This window comes from Tardiphaga sp. 20_F10_N6_6 (assembly GCF_052076045.1).
GTDB lineage: Bacteria > Pseudomonadota > Alphaproteobacteria > Rhizobiales > Xanthobacteraceae > Tardiphaga > Tardiphaga robiniae.
On the sequence record NZ_CP197239.1, the window covers coordinates 1,081,838 to 1,099,509 of the forward strand.

17 protein-coding genes are annotated in these 17,672 nt (G+C 61.3%); 9 read left to right on the forward strand and 8 right to left on the reverse strand.

Features of this window, described 5'->3' with window-relative positions; translation table 11 throughout:
- Positions 1–42: 42 nt before the first annotated feature.
- The 3 genes from AB7813_RS05135 to AB7813_RS05145 form a co-directional block, all read right to left on the reverse strand.
- A complete protein-coding gene (locus tag AB7813_RS05135; protein ID WP_089264122.1) occupies positions 43–1,383 on the reverse strand; it encodes a dicarboxylate/amino acid:cation symporter in 1,341 nt (446 codons plus the stop codon).
- Between the two features lie 118 nt (positions 1,384–1,501).
- The gene (locus tag AB7813_RS05140) at positions 1,502–2,113 is read right to left on the reverse strand and encodes a biotin transporter BioY (RefSeq protein WP_439064630.1); all 612 of its coding nucleotides are present in this window, start codon (positions 2,111–2,113) and stop codon (positions 1,502–1,504) included.
- Between the two features lie 11 nt (positions 2,114–2,124).
- Positions 2,125–3,327: a pyridoxal phosphate-dependent aminotransferase gene (locus AB7813_RS05145; protein ID WP_184516961.1), complete on the reverse strand. Its 1,203-nt coding sequence runs from the start codon at positions 3,325–3,327 to the stop codon at positions 2,125–2,127.
- Positions 3,328–3,441: 114 nt separating this feature from the next.
- Between AB7813_RS05145 and AB7813_RS05150 the strand changes: the two genes are divergently transcribed.
- From AB7813_RS05150 to AB7813_RS05165, 4 genes are all read left to right on the forward strand, one after another.
- Positions 3,442–4,854 (forward strand): M48 family metalloprotease, encoded by a 1,413-nt coding sequence (locus AB7813_RS05150; protein ID WP_439084227.1) that lies wholly within the window; start codon positions 3,442–3,444, stop codon positions 4,852–4,854.
- A gap of 114 nt (positions 4,855–4,968) precedes the next feature.
- Positions 4,969–5,817, forward strand: a complete 849-nt coding sequence (locus AB7813_RS05155) for a DUF3313 family protein (RefSeq protein WP_184516964.1) — start codon at positions 4,969–4,971, stop codon at positions 5,815–5,817.
- A 105-nt stretch (positions 5,818–5,922) separates the two neighbouring features.
- Positions 5,923–6,648 (forward strand): response regulator, encoded by a 726-nt coding sequence (locus AB7813_RS05160; RefSeq protein ID WP_089264118.1) that lies wholly within the window; start codon positions 5,923–5,925, stop codon positions 6,646–6,648.
- On the forward strand, positions 6,645–7,904 hold the full coding sequence (locus AB7813_RS05165; RefSeq protein WP_439063973.1) for an ATP-binding protein: 1,260 nt from the start codon (positions 6,645–6,647) through the stop codon (positions 7,902–7,904). The genes AB7813_RS05160 and AB7813_RS05165 overlap by 4 nt, the downstream gene beginning before the upstream one ends.
- A 239-nt stretch (positions 7,905–8,143) precedes the next feature.
- Here AB7813_RS05165 and AB7813_RS05170 read toward each other — a convergent pair whose 3' ends face one another.
- The 3 genes from AB7813_RS05170 to AB7813_RS05180 all read right to left on the reverse strand — a co-directional run bounded on the left by AB7813_RS05170 (position 8,144) and on the right by AB7813_RS05180 (position 10,403).
- Complete coding sequence (locus tag AB7813_RS05170; RefSeq protein WP_439063974.1) at positions 8,144–9,271, reverse strand: patatin-like phospholipase family protein; 1,128 nt, start codon at positions 9,269–9,271, stop codon at positions 8,144–8,146.
- Positions 9,272–9,382: 111 nt separating this feature from the next.
- Positions 9,383–9,724, reverse strand: coding sequence for an adenylate/guanylate cyclase domain-containing protein (locus AB7813_RS05175; protein ID WP_441227913.1), 342 nt, complete (start codon positions 9,722–9,724; stop codon positions 9,383–9,385).
- The gene (locus AB7813_RS05180; protein ID WP_441227914.1) at positions 9,681–10,403 is read right to left on the reverse strand and encodes a hypothetical protein; all 723 of its coding nucleotides are present in this window, start codon (positions 10,401–10,403) and stop codon (positions 9,681–9,683) included. Before AB7813_RS05180 ends, AB7813_RS05175 begins: the two co-directional genes overlap by 44 nt.
- A 306-nt stretch (positions 10,404–10,709) precedes the next feature.
- Here AB7813_RS05180 and AB7813_RS05185 point away from each other — a divergent pair, with 306 nt between their 5' ends.
- The 3 genes from AB7813_RS05185 to AB7813_RS05195 all read left to right on the forward strand — a co-directional run bounded on the left by AB7813_RS05185 (position 10,710) and on the right by AB7813_RS05195 (position 13,991).
- Positions 10,710–11,969 carry a GGDEF domain-containing protein gene (locus AB7813_RS05185; protein ID WP_439063976.1) on the forward strand — a complete coding sequence of 420 codons (1,260 nt, stop codon included), beginning with the start codon at positions 10,710–10,712 and terminating at the stop codon, positions 11,967–11,969.
- Positions 11,970–12,102: 133 nt separating this feature from the next.
- Positions 12,103–12,885 (forward strand): DsbA family protein, encoded by a 783-nt coding sequence (locus AB7813_RS05190; RefSeq protein ID WP_093758397.1) that lies wholly within the window; start codon positions 12,103–12,105, stop codon positions 12,883–12,885.
- 197 nt (positions 12,886–13,082) lie between these two features.
- Positions 13,083–13,991 carry a cation diffusion facilitator family transporter gene (locus tag AB7813_RS05195; protein ID WP_439083398.1) on the forward strand — a complete coding sequence of 303 codons (909 nt, stop codon included), beginning with the start codon at positions 13,083–13,085 and terminating at the stop codon, positions 13,989–13,991.
- Position 13,992: 1 nt separating this feature from the next.
- On the opposite strand, the gene AB7813_RS05200 is transcribed toward AB7813_RS05195, so the two are convergent.
- A complete protein-coding gene (locus AB7813_RS05200) occupies positions 13,993–16,017 on the reverse strand; it encodes a pyrroloquinoline quinone-dependent dehydrogenase (protein WP_439063978.1) in 2,025 nt (674 codons plus the stop codon).
- A 141-nt stretch (positions 16,018–16,158) separates the two neighbouring features.
- On the reverse strand, positions 16,159–16,326 hold the full coding sequence (locus AB7813_RS05205) for a hypothetical protein (RefSeq protein WP_439063979.1): 168 nt from the start codon (positions 16,324–16,326) through the stop codon (positions 16,159–16,161).
- Positions 16,327–16,460: 134 nt separating this feature from the next.
- Between AB7813_RS05205 and AB7813_RS05210 the strand changes: the two genes are divergently transcribed.
- Complete coding sequence (locus AB7813_RS05210; protein ID WP_089264111.1) at positions 16,461–16,667, forward strand: DUF6894 family protein; 207 nt, start codon at positions 16,461–16,463, stop codon at positions 16,665–16,667.
- Between the two features lie 113 nt (positions 16,668–16,780).
- A complete protein-coding gene (locus AB7813_RS05215; protein WP_439063980.1) occupies positions 16,781–17,533 on the forward strand; it encodes a DUF1236 domain-containing protein in 753 nt (250 codons plus the stop codon).
- Positions 17,534–17,672: the final 139 nt, after the last annotated feature.

Here is a 17,672-nt window from a genome sequence, read left to right on the forward strand (position 1 = left end):
GCAAAACCGGGCGGCTTTTTTAGTGCTGCAATCTACTGCGGATCAGTCCGTCGTGATTGCCGTTTCGACATCCGATGGATCGATGGTCTTGTTGAGATTGGCGTGCATCGTGTCGTGATCAAGCTCGCCTTCCCACCACGACACGAACACCGTAGCAATGCCGTTGCCCGTGATGTTGGTAAGCGCGCGCACCTCGCTCATGAATTTGTCGATCGAGAACACGATCGCCATGCCGGGCACCAGACGCGGATCAACCACCGACAGCGTGGCTGCCAGCGTGATGAAGCCGGCGCCGGTGACGCCCGAAGCACCCTTGGAGGTCAGCATCGCCACGATCAGGATAGTCACCTGCTGGCCGAACGACAGATCCACCCCGAGCGCCTGGGCGATGAACAGCGTCGCCAGGGTCATGTAGATGTTGGTGCCGTCGAGGTTGAACGAATAGCCGGTCGGCACCACGAGGCCGACGACCGACTTCGAACAGCCCAGACGCTGCAGCTTCTCCATCAGCTGCGGCAACGCGCTTTCCGACGAAGAAGTGCCGAGCACGATCAAAAGCTCATCCTTGATGTAGACGATGAACTTGAAGATGTTGAAGCCGACGATGCGGGCAATGATGCCGAGCACGACCACCACGAACAGTGCTGCGGTCGCGTAGAACAGCACGATCAGGCTCAACAGGTTGGTGAGCGCCGCCGGGCCGAACTTGCCAATGGTGTAGGCCATCGCGCCGAATGCTCCGAGGGGGGCTGCCTTCATGACAATGGCGATCACGCCGAACACGGCATGCGACGTCTCATCAATCATGTCGCGCAACCTGTGGCCACGCTCGCCCAGCGCCATCAGCGCAAAACCGAACAGGATCGCGAACAACAGCACCTGCAGGATGTCGCCCTTGGCGAAGGCGCCAACGACACTGTCAGGAATGATGTTGAGCACGAAATCGACCGACTTCGTTGCTTCAGCCTGCTTGACGTAATTGGCGACTGCGCCTGCGCTACCTTCGGTCTTGGTCACCAGACCATGGCCGACCTGGAACAGGTTGCCCATCACAAGGCCGAGGATCAGCGCGAAGGTCGAGACAATCTCGAAATAGACCAGCGCCTTGATGCCGACGCGGCCGACCTTCTTGGCGTCCTGGATATGGGCAATGCCAGACACCACGGTACAGAAGATGATCGGCGCGATCACCATCTTGATCAGCTTGATGAAGCCGTCGCCGAGCGCCTTGATCCATTCATTGGTGGCGAACTGAGGCTCCAGCCACCCGACCAGCACACCGATCACGATAGCGATCAGCACCTGAATATAGAGAACCTTGTACCAGGGCTTTTTGACCGGAGCGGCCACTCCCGGACCCGCCGTTGCCGTTACCGCAGACATTCCGCTTCAACTCCCTGAGCATTTTTACTGCCGCGGTCATTAGTCACATGGGCGGCCTCTTGCAAGCCGCCACACGGAATTACTTGGGCGATTAACGAACAAATATCGCGCCGAGCGTTCAGCGATACCGGCGATCAACCATTCCGCGCAGGACGGGTACCAGGATCGCGCCCAATGTGTTCTTCACTAATGCCCCCGCCAGGAACGGCATCACGCCGACCAACCAGGCTTTCTCGGCGCCGAGCTTCATACCGTAAGCCAGCCAGGCAAAGCCCATGGCCATGATCACGATGTGGCCGATGGCCATGACAACGAACAGGCGGACCATCGAGCGATCCCATCCGCGTTCGCTGAACCAGCCCGTGACGAATGCAGCAACGACGAAGCCGGACAGGAAGCCGGCCGTCGCCCCTGTGAGCGGTTTGAGACCGCCAACGGGCCCGGCGAACACCGGCAATCCCAATGCACCGACGGCGAGATAGGCGATGATCGTCAACGTGCCGAGGCGCCAGCCATAGACGGCGCCGATCATCAAAACGACCAACGTCTGCAGGGTCATCGGCACATAGGGCAGTGGCAGGTTGATCTTCGCCGAAACCGCCAACAACGCGACTCCAAACGCCGCCAGCACTATGGCACGCCGTACGACGGCGAAGCCTTTGCGGCGGGCCGGCCACCACACGTCGGCGATGGGGACACGACGCGCGTTCGCGGTGGATGCATCCGACAAGATGGGCTCGCTCACTTCGGACCACCCTGCCCGAGCCATTTGCTGATCCGCGCGACCGCCTCATGCATGTCCTCGGTCGAGCTCGCATACGAAAAGCGAATATAGGACTTGCCATGGATCGGATCGAAGTCGCTGCCGGGTGTTGCGGCGACATGCGCCTGTTCCAGCATCTGCTTGGCGAAATCGAAGCTGTCCGACGTGAATTTCGACACGTCTGCATAGAGATAGAAGGCGCCATCGGCCGGTAGGAAGTCCGTGAGGCCGGCTTGCGGCAATCCTGCGGTCAGGATGCGGCGGTTCTCCTGATAGCCATGCTTGATGTCTTCCATCTGTGCATGACCGTCGAACGCAGCTTCCGCCGCAATCTGCGACAGCGTCGGCACCGAGATCGACAGGTTCTGCTGCAGCCGTTCCATGGACCGCACCAGCGGCTTGGGCACAACCATCCAGCCGACGCGCCAGCCGGTCATGCAAAAGTATTTCGAGAAGGAATTGATCACCAGCGCGTTCGGCGACAGCTCGGCCGCGGTCACGGCCGGAAATGCATAATCGAGCCCATGATAGATCTCATCCGAGATGAAGCGGATGCCGGCGTCATCGGCCGCGTGGATCAGGCTGGTGAGCGCTTCGCGCGACATCATGGTGCCCGTAGGATTGGCCGGACTCGCGACCAGCACGCCCTTCAGCGGCTTTTCACGATGCGCGGCGAGCAGATCCTCGGCGGTCAAGGCGTGCCGCTTGTCGGCATGGGTTTCGATCAGCACCGGCTCGCAGCCTAGCGCAGTCAGAATATGCCGATACGGCGGATAGCCGGGCACGGTGACGGCGACGCGGTCGCCGGGCTCGAACAGGGCCAGGAAGGACAGGATGAACGCACCGGAGGAGCCGGTGGTCACCACGATCTGCTCCGGATCGACCGTACAGCCATAGACGTCGCGATAATGCTTGGAGATCCGCGCGCGCAGCGACGGGGTGCCAAGCGCAGCGGTATATTCAATCCGCCCGTGCGCCAGTGCGGCCTGCGCAGCCTCAATGGCCACCTTGGGCGCGGGCGCTGCCGGCTGCCCGACTTCCATGTGAATCACATGCCCGCCAGCGGCCTCGATCCGCGCCGCGGCGGCCATCACATCCATCACCATGAACGGGGGAACATCGCTGCGTCCGGACGCCGCAAGAAGGCTGTGTGCCCGGGTTTTGAGGATCGTATCTGGCATGGAAATCTGCTATTTGCGCGGCGTTATGCACGTTACGGCATGGGAGCAACGCCGCGCTCCCGCCGCAATATTTGACTTGTTAGGGCTTATATCGAATCCGAACCTCGGCCAATGATGAAAGACCTGCAGCTGCAGCCTAAAAGGGCTGCATCTCGATTGTTCTCGAAGCTGACCACGCTGCTGACCGCGGCGACGCTGACGCTGACGCCAATGGCCGCCCAAGCGCAGCAAGGCGACGCTCCGCGCCTGCTGCGCGACGCCGAGATCGAACAGCTGCTGCGTGACTATACGCGCCCGATTCTGCGCGCCGCAGGCCTCGAAAAGCAAAACATCCAGGTCGTCATCATCAACAATGCCAGCTTCAATGCCTTTGTCGCTGACGGTCGCCGCATCTTCGTCAATCACGGCGCGCTGATGCAGTCACAGACGCCGAACCAGCTGATCGGCGTGCTCGCCCACGAAACCGGCCATCTCGCCGGCGGCCATCTGTCAAAGCTGCGCGAGCGCATGGCGCAGGCGCAGACCCAGATGATCGTGGCGATGCTGCTCGGCGTCGGCGCCATGGCGGCCGGAGCGCGCGGCGGCAACTCCAATGGTGCTGCCGGCAATATCGGCGCCGCAGCGGTCGCCGCGCCGCAAGCGATGATGATGAATACGATGCTGTCCTATCAGCGGCAGCAGGAAGAGAATGCCGACCGCGCCGGCGTCAAATTCCTGAACCAGACCGGCCAGTCGTCCAAGGGCATGTACGAGACGTTCCAGCGCTTCGGCACCGACAGCCTGTTCGCAGCACGCGGAAGCGACCCGTATATGATGTCGCATCCGATGCCCCGGGAGCGCGTTGCCGCCCTCGAGGAGCTTGCGAAGTCGAGTCCCTATTGGGACAAGAAGGACGATCCGGCGCTGATGCTGCGCCACGAGCTGATGCGCGCCAAGACCGCCGGCTTCATGGAGCAGCGCGACACGGTGCTGCGGCGCTATCCGCCGTCCGACACCAGCCTGCCCGCGCAATATGCCCGCGCCATCGCCACCTATCGCCATGGCGATCTGCGCGTGGCCGTCGAGCAGATCGATGCGCTGATCAAGGCGCAGCCGAACAATCCGTATTTCTACGAGTTGCGCGGCCAGGCGCTGCTGGAAGGCGGCAAGCCCAATGAGGCGATCGCGCCGCTGCGCCGCGCGGTGCAGCTCTCCAACAACGCGCCACTGATCGAGATGATGCTCGGCCAGGCACTCGTCGCCTCCGACAACAAGGCCTATACCGACGAGGCGATCCGCATCCTGCGCACTGCTGTGACGCGTGAGAGTGAAGCGCCCGTCGGCTACATGCAGCTCGCCATGGCCTATGGCCGCAAGGGCGAACTCGCAGAGGCCGACCTGGCGTCGGCCCAGGCCGCCTTCCTTCGCGGCGACAACAAGACCGCCCGCGACCTTGCCTCGCGCGCCAAGGCGCGGTTTGCCGTGGGCACGCCCGGCTGGGTCAAGGCCGATGACATCATCGCCGCGAAAATGCCGGGCAAGAACTAGCGCGCCTCCCTCTGCAATGTTCTGAAACAAATGGCGGCCGATCCGTAATCTTTCGCAATGTGGCTGACAATTTGTCTCCGTACGCAGTGTCCCTGACTATTGGGGGACATCTCTATGCGCGCGAACGCCATCAACCACGTGTTGAAACTGATATGCCTGCACGCTCTGACAGCAACTGTCGCTGGATGCGCCACGGCGCAGCTGGAGACATCAGGGTCTCTCGCCTCGTATAACGACCTCGCGCCGGCCGACGGCATCACTACCAAGTCCAAGATGCGCGTCGACAAGGCCGGTGTCCTGGCGGCCAGGAGTGTCAGCATCATACCCACGTCATTCTCTCATGCCGCATCTCGAGCCGCCCTCACCGACAAGCAACGTCGCGTCATCGCGAATGCTGTCGACCGTTCCGTCTGTATCGGACTGAGCGACCGCTTCAATGTGGTCCCATCCGGGCAACCCGCCGACCTGACGGTGCATGTCACCGTGACGCGTGTGACCGTCACCGATCCGAATGTCGCTGGGGCCGCCAAGGTTGCCTCCGCCGCACCGATGTTCATCAGTGCAGGCTTTCCCATCGTCGTACCCCGGATCCCGTACGGCATGGGCGGCCTGTCGGTGGAAGCGGAAGCCCGCGACGTACAAGGCCAGCAGAAAGCGGCATTCGTCTGGGCTCGCGATGCCGACATGTTGACGAGCACACCGCGCGTTGCGGCATCCGGCGACGCCTACGATCTGGCGGGCGAGTTCGGCGCAGATTTCAGCAAGCTCCTCATTACCGGTGAAAATCCGTTCGACAAGAAGCTGTCCACGCCCAGTCTACAGCGCGTGAATTCGGCTTTTGGGGGGAAGCCTAAATACGCTGCCTGTGACGCCTTCGGGCGCACCGGCGTTTCCGCCTTCATCGGCGGGAAAATGGGAGCACCTCCCGAGTGGAACGACGACGCGATGCCGGTGACGGAATGACCGGACATGCATGACAGTGATTACCGTCCCTCCGCCCAAGACAGCTATGCTACGACATTAGCAGTCACGTTGAACGAACAACCGCCTGGAGCCGGATGCCGCCCAATGCAGACCATGTCTCACATCCTCATCGTCGATGACGATCTTGCAATACGAAAACTGCTGGGACGCTATCTGACCGAACAAGGCTACCGCGTATCCATCGCCTCCGACCAGCGAACGATGAAGGAAGCGCTGCAGACCAACGAGGTCAGCCTGATCGTTCTCGATGTCCTGCTCCCCGATGGGTCGGGGCTCGATATCTGCCGAGATCTTCGGCGGGAGGGCTCCGAGATACCCGTCATCCTGTTGACGGCGCTGAAGGAGGATGTCGACCGGATCATCGGCCTCGAAATCGGCGCGGACGACTATCTCGGCAAGCCGTTCAATCCGCGCGAGTTGCTCGCCCGCATCCGCGCGGTGCTCCGCCGCAAGGTAACGCAGGATATCCAGCTCTCCCAGGTACTCGAACATCACTTCGGCAGATTTAAACTCCATCCCGGCGCGCGGCAGTTGCTGGACGAAAACGGGCAGCCGTTCGATCTCACGACAGCTGAATTCGAACTGTTGCTCGTGCTGGTCAGACGGCCGGGCCGCCTGCTCTCCCGGGATCAACTGATCGAACTGACGAACCGCAGCTCCGACGACGTGTTCGATCGCTCAATCGACGTGTTAATGAGCCGGTTGCGCAAGAAGCTCGGCGACAATGACGATTTCCAGTTGATCAAAACCGTGCGTAACGGCGGCTACATTTTCTCGGCACGCGTTGAAACGATCGGTGCAGACACATGAACTCCATACGCATTCGATTTTCCTTGATGCTGGTGGGCTCGGTCCTTTGTGTGGTGATCCTGGCCAGCGCCGTGATGTCGCAAATGATACTCGGGCTGGTCGAAAAGGATTTTCGTGACGGATTGACGTCTCGCGTCGCTGCATTTTCCAACAGCATCACCTTTCGCGGAAACGATGCAGTCTTTCATCTTCAGCCGGCGCCCATCGAGGGAAAGCTTCTGGAAGCGCCGACCAAGCTTCTGCAGGAAGCATTTCAAAAATCGCAAGCCAATTTCGACATTTTCGTCAAGCAAACGCCGGATGGCCAACGATGGGCGTCCATCAAGATGGGCCCCGGCTGGCTGAGCTGGCCCATACGCGAGCACGCGCCGCCTCCTGAAGTGTGGTGGGGCCTCGCCGGCTGGATGGTACTGATCACGGTCGGCGTCATCGGGGTTGCTCTTACGGTCGCCCATCAGACGACGAACCAGCTTAAATTGCTGCAGAGCATGGCGATGTCCGTTGGCAAGGACGGCGTGCTGCCCGTGCTCAAAGAAGAAGGGTCTATCGAAATCAAGGCAACCGCTCAGGCACTGAACATGATGGGCGCAAGTCTGAAAAAAGCGATGGACAGCAAGATCAGACTTGTGGCTGCCGCAGGGCACGATTTGCGGACACCCATGACACGCATGCGTCTGCGCGCCGAGTTTCTCAACGAACGAGAGCGTGAGGAGTGGCTGCATGACCTCGATGAAATGGATCACATTGCCGACAGCGCCATCCAGCTCGTTCGGGAAGAGACCGTCGGAAAAGGCACCGAGCACGTCAGACTCGACGAACTCGTCGGGGACGTTTGTGCCGAACTCACCCTGATCAAGATGCGGGTGACAATTGCCGGACTCGATCACAGCATCGTCAAGATCTCGCCTCTCGCACTCAAGCGCGCCCTGCGCAATCTCATCATCAATGCTGCAACCCATGGCGGCGGCGCCATCGTAAGCCTGCGCGTTCACGATCGCCGCGCTGTCGTCCTGATCGATGACAACGGTCCCGGCATTCCCGAACAATTCCTGGCAAGTGCCTTCGAACCGTTCTTTCGCGTCGATCCAGCCCGCCGCCAGTCAATTCCCGGCGCCGGGCTCGGCCTGGCCATCGCCAAGGAAATTGTCGAGCGGCAGGGTGGCACGCTCGGAATCGAGAACCGGCAGCCTCACGGGTTAAGGCAGACGCTTTCCATCGAGATCGATATCGCAAACGTATCATCGGTCGCAGCCTGAACGACGCGCTCGCCATGCGGCCACACGGGCCGCTGCAGACGATCGCTGAAGAACAACCCTTCGCAAGCAGTGCCTGCTCAGCTGGACCACAAGATCATCGCGATCCCGAAGACGAGCAACGGATAATACGCAACCTCCACGCTCAAGAACGCGATGTCTTTTGTACGAGACCAGAGGCGCCGAACGGATATCCGTATTCGGGAGCGTTCCAAGGACGCTGTTGGAGCGATGCGACACATCTAGCTACCCTGCCCCCTCAACCCTTCCAGGTTCGATTGAAATCCACTGGCCGAACCGCCCTTGGCACGACCGTAGGCGTAGAGCTCTTTCATATAGTCAGTATCGAAATTGGTTGGATCGCTCGTGGTAAGCTTGCCCGCGTCGATGGCCGTTGCTTTGAAATCCCAGTTGTTGCGTTTGCAGAAATCGTATGTCGCGATCATCGCATTGCGCGTATTGGCCTTCACCGAGGTCTGAAACGAGCGCGCCACGATCGGAAGCGTCAGATCCGATGTATAGGAGGCGTCGGGCGACAGCTTACCGTTAACGATCACGAAGACCCGAGACTTCGTAGCCAGCGATCCAGCATGGGCCGTCAACACGCCCTCCGGCACAGCCAGAATATTCGATGTCACGCCACCATCGACATGCATCTCGGAATACATGTTTCCGCCGGACTCGACGGCGATCAGGGCTGGCGGGAAAATCCCGGGGATAGCGGCCGACGCAGCAAGAACATTCCGGAACAATTCATAGCGGCCAGGACTGTCGCTGCTCGCGATCTCCCCCATATTCCAGAGCGTCGTCCCTTGGGTGTCGAGGTTCGTGGTGGCCACGATGAGCATCTTGCCCCTGCGATACCGTGCGCCGACCGCATCGATGATCCGATCATCAGCATATTTCGAGATGAGGTCTTTCATCGGCCCCGCCTTGAAGACGCCCGATCCGACAACGGCGTTGATCCCCGCGATACGCATCAGATTTTCAGTAGCGCCGCTGGTGAAGATCGCTTCGAGACGGCCGTCATAGCCCGGGCCGAGAAACGCGAATGGCGCAATCAGGGCGCCAACGCTGGAGCCGGTGACGATATCGAAATCGGGGCGCAGTCCGGAGTCGGACCAGCCTTGCAGGAATCCTGCGCCATAGGAGCCGTCAGCGCCGCCGCCGGACAAGGCAAGAATGGTGAGCGGTGCGGCACCGCGCCGCGATCCCGCGAAGATGCGATAGCCTTCGTCGGGCGATATCCTGGCCAACGGAATCTGCGGGATCGTCGCGCGCGCGCTTGCTATCAGCGGAGCGCGCGGCAGCGACGCACAGGCCGACAGCAGCAGCGCCGTGCAAATAATGGGAAGCGTCGCGCGAGGCATCACGCGAGCTCTGCAACGATCAAAGTGAATCTTGAATACTGGGCCATGCGGGTTTCCATGTCCGGAAACTCTTGCACGGTTGATTTGCCATTTGTTTGCGCGTTTATTTCATTATGTTTCGTGCGGCGGCTGCAAACCGAATGCGACAATTCCATCCACGCGTCCACGAATGGGAAGATGACCGAGTGCGCTGACCGTGAATGGCGGCGCCGAGGCAAAGCAATCCATCGCCGCCTTCGATGCGACAAAACCGCCCTCTACACCACGACTGAGCTCTTCCAGCCGCGAGGCGGTGTTCATGACGTCGCCATTGAAGACAATCGCACGTTTGACGTCGCCGATTTCGCCGATGATCACCGGCCCGAAATGCAGGCTGCCGCGAATGCGGGGCGCCGTGCCAAACTCGCGCTCAAACTGCCCCGCTTTGCGCGCCAGTTCGTCGCGCATGGCCATGAAGCAGCGCAACGGACAACGGACGGCAATCGACCGCACCGTCCCGCTTCGTCCAGGTCACGATCATCTCGTCGCCGACATAGGCAAGTACCTCGCCGCGATAGTCGACAACCGGAAGCGATAGCAGGCGAAAGGTCCGATCGAGGAAACGGTGGATACCGACGCCACCAAGTTGCTCGGCCAGGCTGGTCGAGCCCGCAATATCCACGAACAGGACGAAACGCTCTTCCTCGACCGGCGTGTGATAGCGCCCGGTGAAGAAGTTCAACAACGCGCGTCCGCCGACGAGATTGGTGATTGCCAAAGCCAGATTGACGACGATGGAGACGACGACCGAATAGACCAAGCTCGACCAGAACGTATCCTCCGCGATCTCGACCGTCCGCCCGATCAGCACATCCGCAAGCCGAAACCATTGCACGGCCAAAATCACGACGGCGTAGAACGCGCTCTTGATCAGCAGGTTGGCGGTGAACGAGCGACCGCTCAGCCAGATCCGGATCGGACCATCGGCCACCATGATTTCGAAGCCGCCCAGAACCGTGCTGATCACCAATCCGATCACGAGCCCGGGCAGAATGGGCAGATCGTGGGTGGCACTGAACGCCACGCCGGCGGCGGCGCCAGCGGCCATAATCGTCGTGAGGACCCTTAGTTTCCGTTCAAGCCTGGCGTTCATGGTCCCTCCCACCGGCACAGCCGACGGGAGGGTATATCAAATCATCCAGGGGAGGGCTGACACGGGCCGATGGCAAAGGTTGCCCGCCTGCGGCGCCTCACCGAACCCTGCCATCCACGCCGATATGATCTTCATCCTTTTACAACCACCCCAAGCTTCTCGCCGGCAGCGGTCAGGTTCCGTTAACGGAACTCGCTGCATTTAGTGAAAATGGATGCGCTCATCGCGTCCGGCGGGGAGACCAATGCAGCCATCGGAGCACGAAACCGCACACAGCGGCGTCACACGCACGTGGGACCGGCGGCAATGAGCACGACGACCATCTTCTGGTTCACGCTCGCCAACTTCCTGTCATCAGGTCTCGTCTGGGCCTATGTCGCACGCTGCTATCCGAACTTCGTCCCGGCCCGCTACTGGAGCGCCGCTTCACTGAGCGCGTCGATCGGCCCTGCTCTCGGCCTGCTGTTTCCCAATCCCGTCGGCCTGCTGTTCGCCGCGCAGATGACAGTTCTCGCTTACTGTCTGTCAGAGGTCGGTATCCGCCGCTTTTACGACAGGCCTACATCCTGGATCGCCACCGCCCTGGTAATTTCCGCGAGCCTCGCCGGCTTCATGTTCTTCAGACTGGTCATCGACGATTATGCGATGCGCGTTGTCGTCTACTCGCTGAGCCAGGGCGTTCCCGTGGCGCTGACGCTACCGCTGCTACTGTCGCGCGATCATCGGCGCAGCAATCACGGCGCACGGATGGCCGGCTACCTCTCGATTCTCTTGCTTGTTGCTTTTGCCTGCCGCGCGATTGCCGCGCTGCTTCATCTGGGCGGCAGCGAGACGACCATGGTGACGGTCGATGCGGTACAGGCCGGCTTCATGCTGGTGGCGGCATTCCTCGCCATGACATGGAATTACGGACTGCTGATGATGGCGATCGACCGCCTGCGTGGCGACGCAGCCGAACTGGCGCTGATCGACGATCTGACCGGCGCCGGCAATCGCCGCCGCCTGTTGCAGCGGATGGACGAGGAATGTGCGATGGCGCGGCGGACCGCACGCCCATACGCACTGCTGGCGATCGACCTCGACGGCTTCAAGGCGGTCAATGATGGCTTCGGTCACAGCGCCGGCGATGACTGCCTGAAGCAATTCGCCCAAGCGGCGCAAGATCAGTTGCGCCCCGGCGATACGCTGGCCCGATGCGGCGGCGACGAGTTCTGCATCGTGCTGCCCGACACCGACCTGCAGCAGGCCGGCGAGATCGCGCGGCGCGTGCTGGCGGCTTGCCCGCGACAATTTGGCAATGCCGGACACACAGTGAGAACCCTATCCGCCTCCATCGGCGTCGCGCAGTGGTCCCCCGACCTCATCGCCTCCCCAGAGCGATTGATGGCGGCTGCCGATCACGCCCTGTATCAGGCCAAACACAGCGGCAAGAACCGGGTCGTGCTCTATGAGCCCGCACCACCGCTGGCACCGATCTTCGATGACGAGATCGGAAGCACTCCCTTGCCGGCACCGCATGCCCTCACTGCAATGACCGGGCCGGATCACCACCATTCCGGCTTCTGAGACCTGCGGCGCCATGATGAATTGCGCGTGACCGCCTTCACAAATAACGCGTATTTCGCCCTCAAAATGCTAAGCAGCTTCCCGAATGACACGTGGCTTTCTGACTCGGCCTTTTCCAAAGGATAATTTGCCCATGCCTTCGTTCCGTTTTCTCGCCTCCGCCGGCCCGGCCCTGGCTTTGGCCCTCGCGCTGTGTGGCGCGCCCGCGGTCGCATCGGCGCAGACGTTCAATGACGCCCAGCGCGGCGAGATCCAGAAGATCATCAAGGACTATCTGATCACCCATCCGGAAATCCTCGAAGAGGTTTCTGCCGAACTCACCAAGCGTCAGGCCCAGGCCGAAGCCGAGAAGCACCAGGCTGCGATCGCCGCGAACGCAAACACCATCTTCAACTCGCCGCGCGGCGTCGTGGTCGGCAATAAGGATGGCGACGTCACCTTCGTCGAGTTCTTCGATTACAATTGCGGCTACTGCAAGCGCGCCATGGACGACATGGTCGGCATCATGAAGAACGATCCGAAGCTCAAGGTCGTGCTGAAGGAATTCCCGGTGCTCGGGCCCGGCTCGGTTGAAGCCGCCCAGGTTGCTGTCGCCGTGCGCATGCAGGACCCGACCGGCAAGAAGTATCTCGACTTCCACCAGAAGCTGTTGAGCGGCCGCGGCCAGGCCGACAAGGCCCGCGCCTTGGCAGCGGCCAAGGAAGCAGGTCTCGACGTCGCCAGACTGGAAAAGGACATGGCCAGCCCGGAAGTGCGCGCGACCATCGAAGAGAACTTCAAGCTCGCGGAATCCATGGGCATGAACGGCACGCCGAGCTACGTCATCGGCAAGCAGGTGATCATCGGTGCCGTCGGGGCAGACGCGCTGAAGGAGAAGATCAATCAGGCCCGCTGTGGCAAGGCGCTCTGTTCGTAAACCCAGACACCGCCAGGGTGATTCATACCGTCGCCCGCGCCGACACGAACATCTCGGAAATATGACAAACCGGCTGCATCGCAGCCGGTTTTTTATTTATCTTGCGGTAGCGGTCAAAGCGGCTGAACGCCATCTGTGATAGGGTAACCTATCCCCAACGGTAAAAGGATGCAGCGGACACCCCGCCTAAGTTCCCAATGTTGACCGATACCAAACAGGAGCAGCGGCTCCTGAAGATTTCGATTTACGTCACGCTTCTCATTTCATTTGCCAGCATCGCTTTCGGGCTCGCCATCAGTTCGCGCGCCATCGCCTTCGACGGTTTTTACACGTTGATCGACGCAGCCATGACCGGCCTTGCATTGCTGACCGCAAGACTGATCAGCAGAGGCGAGGACGACCGCTTCCAGTATGGCTACTGGCACCTCGAACCGATCCTCGCGCTGATCAACGGCACGGTGCTCAGCTTTGCCTGCGCCTATGCCTTCATCGACGGCCTTAACGGACTGATCACGGGCGGGCGGGCCATCGAATTCGGCCCCGGCGCTATCTTCGCTGCGGTGGCGGGTGCCATCAGCTTCGGCATGAGCATCTATATCCGCCGCTCGGCCGGCGAACACGGCTCGCAACTGCTCGACATCGATGCCCGTGCCTGGCTGATGGGCGGCGTACTCAGTCTGGCGGTCTGCATCAGCTTCTTGCTCGGAGCGGTGATGGCGAAGACTCCAGCAGCGGCCTATGCACCGCTGGTCGATCCGCTGATCCTGCTGGTGGTTGCGATCTGCCTGCTGCCGTTTCCGCTCTCGACGATCTGGAATGCCGGGCGCGACATCCTGCAGGTCGCACCGAGCGATCTCGACGAGGAGGTTCGCGAGCTCGCGCAATCGATCGCGTACAAACACGGCTTCAGCGACTGCAGCTCGCATGTAATGCGCTCCGGCCGTCAGCAATTCATCGAAATCGGGCTGGTGGCACCGTCCGGCGAGATCAGCAAGACCTTCGCCGAACTTGACGCCATCCGCGCCGAGATCGCTTTGGCCATGGGCGGCCTCAGCCCGGGTTATTGGCTGACGGTGGATTTCACCGCCGACAAGCGCTGGGTGTAAATCACACCCGAGCCTTGCGCCGAACACGCCAGGCTAGAACAAAGGCAAGAGACAGGACGAGCACCACGCCAAGCACGATCGCGCCGGCGCGAAGCCGGCCGCCGGGACGATCGATATAAAGCGAGCGCAGCGACGGCGCCTCTCCGTCGTGCGCAAGACGAAACGCCACGACGCTGTCGCCGATCGAGGTGCCGACTTCCGAATGACCGCCGGCGGCGATGACCACATACTGCTCTCCATTCGCGGCGTAAGTCATCGGATTGGCGACGCCCGGCACCGGTAGTCGCCCCTGCCAGAGTTCGGCGCCAGTCTTCGCATCATACGCACGCAGGTAGGCATCCATCGCGCCGGTGAAGATCACGCCGCCGCGCGTCGGCAGCAGACCATTGACCAGCGGCATGCCGGTGGCCAGTGCGAGCCCCAGTGGCGCGGTGTCCTCGGTGGTGCCGACTTTCGACTCCCACAGCACTTTGCCCGCCTTGAGGTCCACCGCAACCATCGCGCCCCATGGTGGCTTGTTGCAGGGCATGCCGAGCGGCGACGTTACAAGCGCCCGCGTCATGGCAAAAAGCGCGCCGCGCTGCGCGCCAAAATCCGTACCTGCCGGCGGCCTGTAGTTCTGCGCCTCGGCGCGCGGGATCAGGGTGACCCGGTGTACGGCGCGGCTCGTATTGGCATAGAGCACCTGACTGACGGGATCGAAGGCAACGCCGCCCCAGTTGACGCCGCCACCGGTCATCGGAAACAGCAAAGTGCCCGCAACGGTCGCAGGTGGCGTGTAGAGCCCTTCGTTGCGTCCATTGGCCAGTTCATCCCGACACTTGCCGCGATCCCAGAATGTCACGCCGAACGCCTCATCCGGCATTACCCGCTGCGGCACCAGTGTCGGAAGATGCGTTGGAAAGGGCTGAGTGGGCGACAGCGCTTCGCCCTCAACGCCGCCCTGCGGAACGGCCCTTTCCTCCACCGGCCAGATCGGCGTGCCGCTGCTGCGATCCAGCACGAACAGAAAGCCCTGCTTGGTGGCCTGGATGACGACATCGCGGGGACCGCTTGCAAGATCGATGCGGGCCAGCGTCGGCTGCGCCGGCACGTCGTAGTCCCAGACATCGTGATGCACGGTCTGGAACGACCAGACCAGTTCACCCGTGTCGATCTTCAGCGCAACGACCGAATTGGCGTGCGCATTGTTACCGGGCCGCTTACCGCCCCAGAAATCCGGACTGGGTGACGACGTCGGCAAGAACAGCAATCCGCGTTCGTCATCCACCGACATCGGCGCCCAGACATTGGCGTGGCCGGCTTCGATACCGTCATGGACCAGCGGATCCCACGACCATCGCGGCGCGCCGCTGCGCACATCGAACGCGCGGACGGTCCCCTTGGGCGCGCTCACACGCCGATTGTCGGCGAGTGCAGAACCGACCACGACGACGTCGCGCCCGACCACCGGCGGCGATGTGATCTGAAATTCACCGGGGCCATCAAGCGGCATTCCCGGGTCGAGCTTGACCTCACCCTGCGCGCCGAAGTCGGCACATGGCAGTCCGGTCGCGGCATCCAGCGCAACGATACGGGCATCGTTGGTGCCCATGAAGATGCGGCTGCGACAGGTCGCGCCGGATGCTGCGCGATCGTCACGCCAATAGGTCACGCCCCGGCAAACCCAGCGGTTGGCGGGGCGCACGTCTGGCGCGACCCGCGCATCAAAACGCCACTTCTGCCGGCCGCTGGCGGGCTCGAGCGCGATTACCTCGTTGAACGGCGTGCAGAAGATCAGGCTGTCTTCAACGAGCAACGGCGTCGCTTCGAACTTGGTGCGCGCCATCTGCGCAGGTGTGCGACGCAGGAGATCGCCAGTCTGGAAGCGCCAAGCCTCGATCAGGCGGCCGACATTGTCGGAGGTGATCTGCTCAAGCGGCGCAAAGCGAGAGCCACCACGGTCGCCGCCCCAATGCTCCCATCCGAGCGCGGGCACAGCCGACAAGACTACCAGCGCCAGGATTCTTCCAATCCAATTCCTCATCGAAGCACAGCTCCGCAGATCCCGACTGACATGACCAGATGTTAGTCGTTGAGCCTGCCCTGTCCATGTCGAACGCATAGTAAAGAGGCCGGCTGCGTAACAGCCGGCCTCTTTGAAACTCGATAAATATTATAGCGATGGTTACGCGATGTCCTCGACTGTCGTCTCGCCGTCATCCGAGCGCTGCTCAAAGCGCGATAGCCTGTTTGCCGTATTTTCCAGGACGCCGGCGACAAAATCGGAGACCGAATTCTCGATCGGCACCGCTTCCGCTATCTTCTGAACGATTATCTCCACAAAGGCTGGCATCGCATTTTCCTTATTCGATGGTGCAATGCACGTGCTGCCATTTGGTTCCGGCTGAGACCGTCTTCATTCCATTTCCGACGTAGGAACATCGCCAACGGTGGTGGATTGCCCTTTACGGAGGAGGAGAAAGAGCAATGCCAAAATATCATTTCGAGATTGTCGATGGTTTCCGGCTTGAGGACCCCGTAGGTCTGGATTGTAGCGACGACACGCAAGCCAGGGATGTAGCCAAGAATATTGCTCATCAAATCGCAGTTGATATCGCAGGCGACTGTGACCGGAAGGTCGTCGTCATCGATGACAACGGCGATGAAGTCTACAAGACGAAGATCAAGCCCTGACGCGGCGTGACGTATACTCAAGCGTAACAAAAGCAATGGAACTACACTTTCTCAGGAACATCCCTCCGCCAATGCCGTTGTACGGCGGGCAATGCATCGCGAGGAGAACCAAGATGAACAACCGTTTATTGATGAGCGTCGCCGCCGCTGCACTGATTGCAGGTTCGGGTTTGGCTAGCGCGCAAAATCCCGGCGGCGCAGGAGCTGCAACATCGGGTGGCGGCGCCGGAGGTGCCGGAATGACCCGTGAGGCGCCGGCAGGCGGTGCTGCACGTAGCGGCGCAACGAGCGCGCCCGCAGGCGGCGCGGCTGCTGATCGTGCTGCGCCGGCCGAACGCACCGCACCAGTCAACAAGGACGAAGCGACCGACACCACCAATAAGTCCGAGCAGAAGCCGGCGGTGAAGTCGACGCAGTCCGACGACAAGATGCAGCGTGACGACAAGCGTACGACCGACTCGACCCGTGACAGCGGAAAAGCCGGCACGGATATGAAGGCCGATTCCAAGTCGACCGACTCCAAGTCAACCGACTCCAAGTCAGGTGCCGACACCAAGTCGACATCGACGGAGACCAAGTCGACCACGACCACCGGTCAGGCCGGCGCGGGCGCCAAGCTGACCACCGAGCAGCGCACCAAGGTCACCACGGTCATCAAGCAGCAAAATATCCAGCCGGTGACCAATGTGAACTTCTCGATCTCGGTCGGCACCCGTGTGCCGCGCGAGGTCCGCTTCCACCCGCTTCCGGCTGAGATCATCACCGTCTATCCGGACTGGCGCGGCTATGAGTTCTTCCTGGTTCGCAACGAGATCATCGTCGTGAACCCGCGAACACTCGAGATCGTCGCAGTCATCGACGCCTAAGGCGGCGCATCTGATGTGACACCCGGGCGGGCTCGAAAGGGTCCGCCCGTTTGCTATCCGGGACGCTCCGCCCCTGTCGTGATCCGGCAGATCACCGGAAATGGCGCCAGTGGCTTTAACCTTGGTTAATAAGCATTTT

What these genes read in the sequence shown, in the direction of transcription:
- AB7813_RS05135 (WP_089264122.1), bottom strand. Translation starts at nt 1,383, where the DNA reads ATGTCTGCGGTAACGGCAACGGCGGGTCCGGGAGTGGCCGCTCCGGTC.
- AB7813_RS05145 (WP_184516961.1), bottom strand. Translation starts at nt 3,327, where the DNA reads ATGCCAGATACGATCCTCAAAACCCGGGCACACAGCCTTCTTGCGGCG.
- AB7813_RS05150 (WP_439084227.1), top strand. Translation starts at nt 3,442, where the DNA reads ATGAAAGACCTGCAGCTGCAGCCTAAAAGGGCTGCATCTCGATTGTTC.
- AB7813_RS05155 (WP_184516964.1), top strand. Translation starts at nt 4,969, where the DNA reads ATGCGCGCGAACGCCATCAACCACGTGTTGAAACTGATATGCCTGCAC.
- AB7813_RS05160 (WP_089264118.1), top strand. Translation starts at nt 5,923, where the DNA reads ATGCAGACCATGTCTCACATCCTCATCGTCGATGACGATCTTGCAATA.
- AB7813_RS05165 (WP_439063973.1), top strand. Translation starts at nt 6,645, where the DNA reads ATGAACTCCATACGCATTCGATTTTCCTTGATGCTGGTGGGCTCGGTC.
- AB7813_RS05170 (WP_439063974.1), bottom strand. Translation starts at nt 9,271, where the DNA reads ATGCCTCGCGCGACGCTTCCCATTATTTGCACGGCGCTGCTGCTGTCG.
- AB7813_RS05175 (WP_441227913.1), bottom strand. Translation starts at nt 9,724, where the DNA reads ATGGCCATGCGCGACGAACTGGCGCGCAAAGCGGGGCAGTTTGAGCGC.
- AB7813_RS05180 (WP_441227914.1), bottom strand. Translation starts at nt 10,403, where the DNA reads ATGAACGCCAGGCTTGAACGGAAACTAAGGGTCCTCACGACGATTATG.
- AB7813_RS05185 (WP_439063976.1), top strand. Translation starts at nt 10,710, where the DNA reads ATGAGCACGACGACCATCTTCTGGTTCACGCTCGCCAACTTCCTGTCA.
- AB7813_RS05190 (WP_093758397.1), top strand. Translation starts at nt 12,103, where the DNA reads ATGCCTTCGTTCCGTTTTCTCGCCTCCGCCGGCCCGGCCCTGGCTTTG.
- AB7813_RS05195 (WP_439083398.1), top strand. Translation starts at nt 13,083, where the DNA reads ATGTTGACCGATACCAAACAGGAGCAGCGGCTCCTGAAGATTTCGATT.
- AB7813_RS05200 (WP_439063978.1), bottom strand. Translation starts at nt 16,017, where the DNA reads ATGAGGAATTGGATTGGAAGAATCCTGGCGCTGGTAGTCTTGTCGGCT.
- AB7813_RS05205 (WP_439063979.1), bottom strand. Translation starts at nt 16,326, where the DNA reads ATGCCAGCCTTTGTGGAGATAATCGTTCAGAAGATAGCGGAAGCGGTG.
- AB7813_RS05210 (WP_089264111.1), top strand. Translation starts at nt 16,461, where the DNA reads ATGCCAAAATATCATTTCGAGATTGTCGATGGTTTCCGGCTTGAGGAC.
- AB7813_RS05215 (WP_439063980.1), top strand. Translation starts at nt 16,781, where the DNA reads ATGAACAACCGTTTATTGATGAGCGTCGCCGCCGCTGCACTGATTGCA.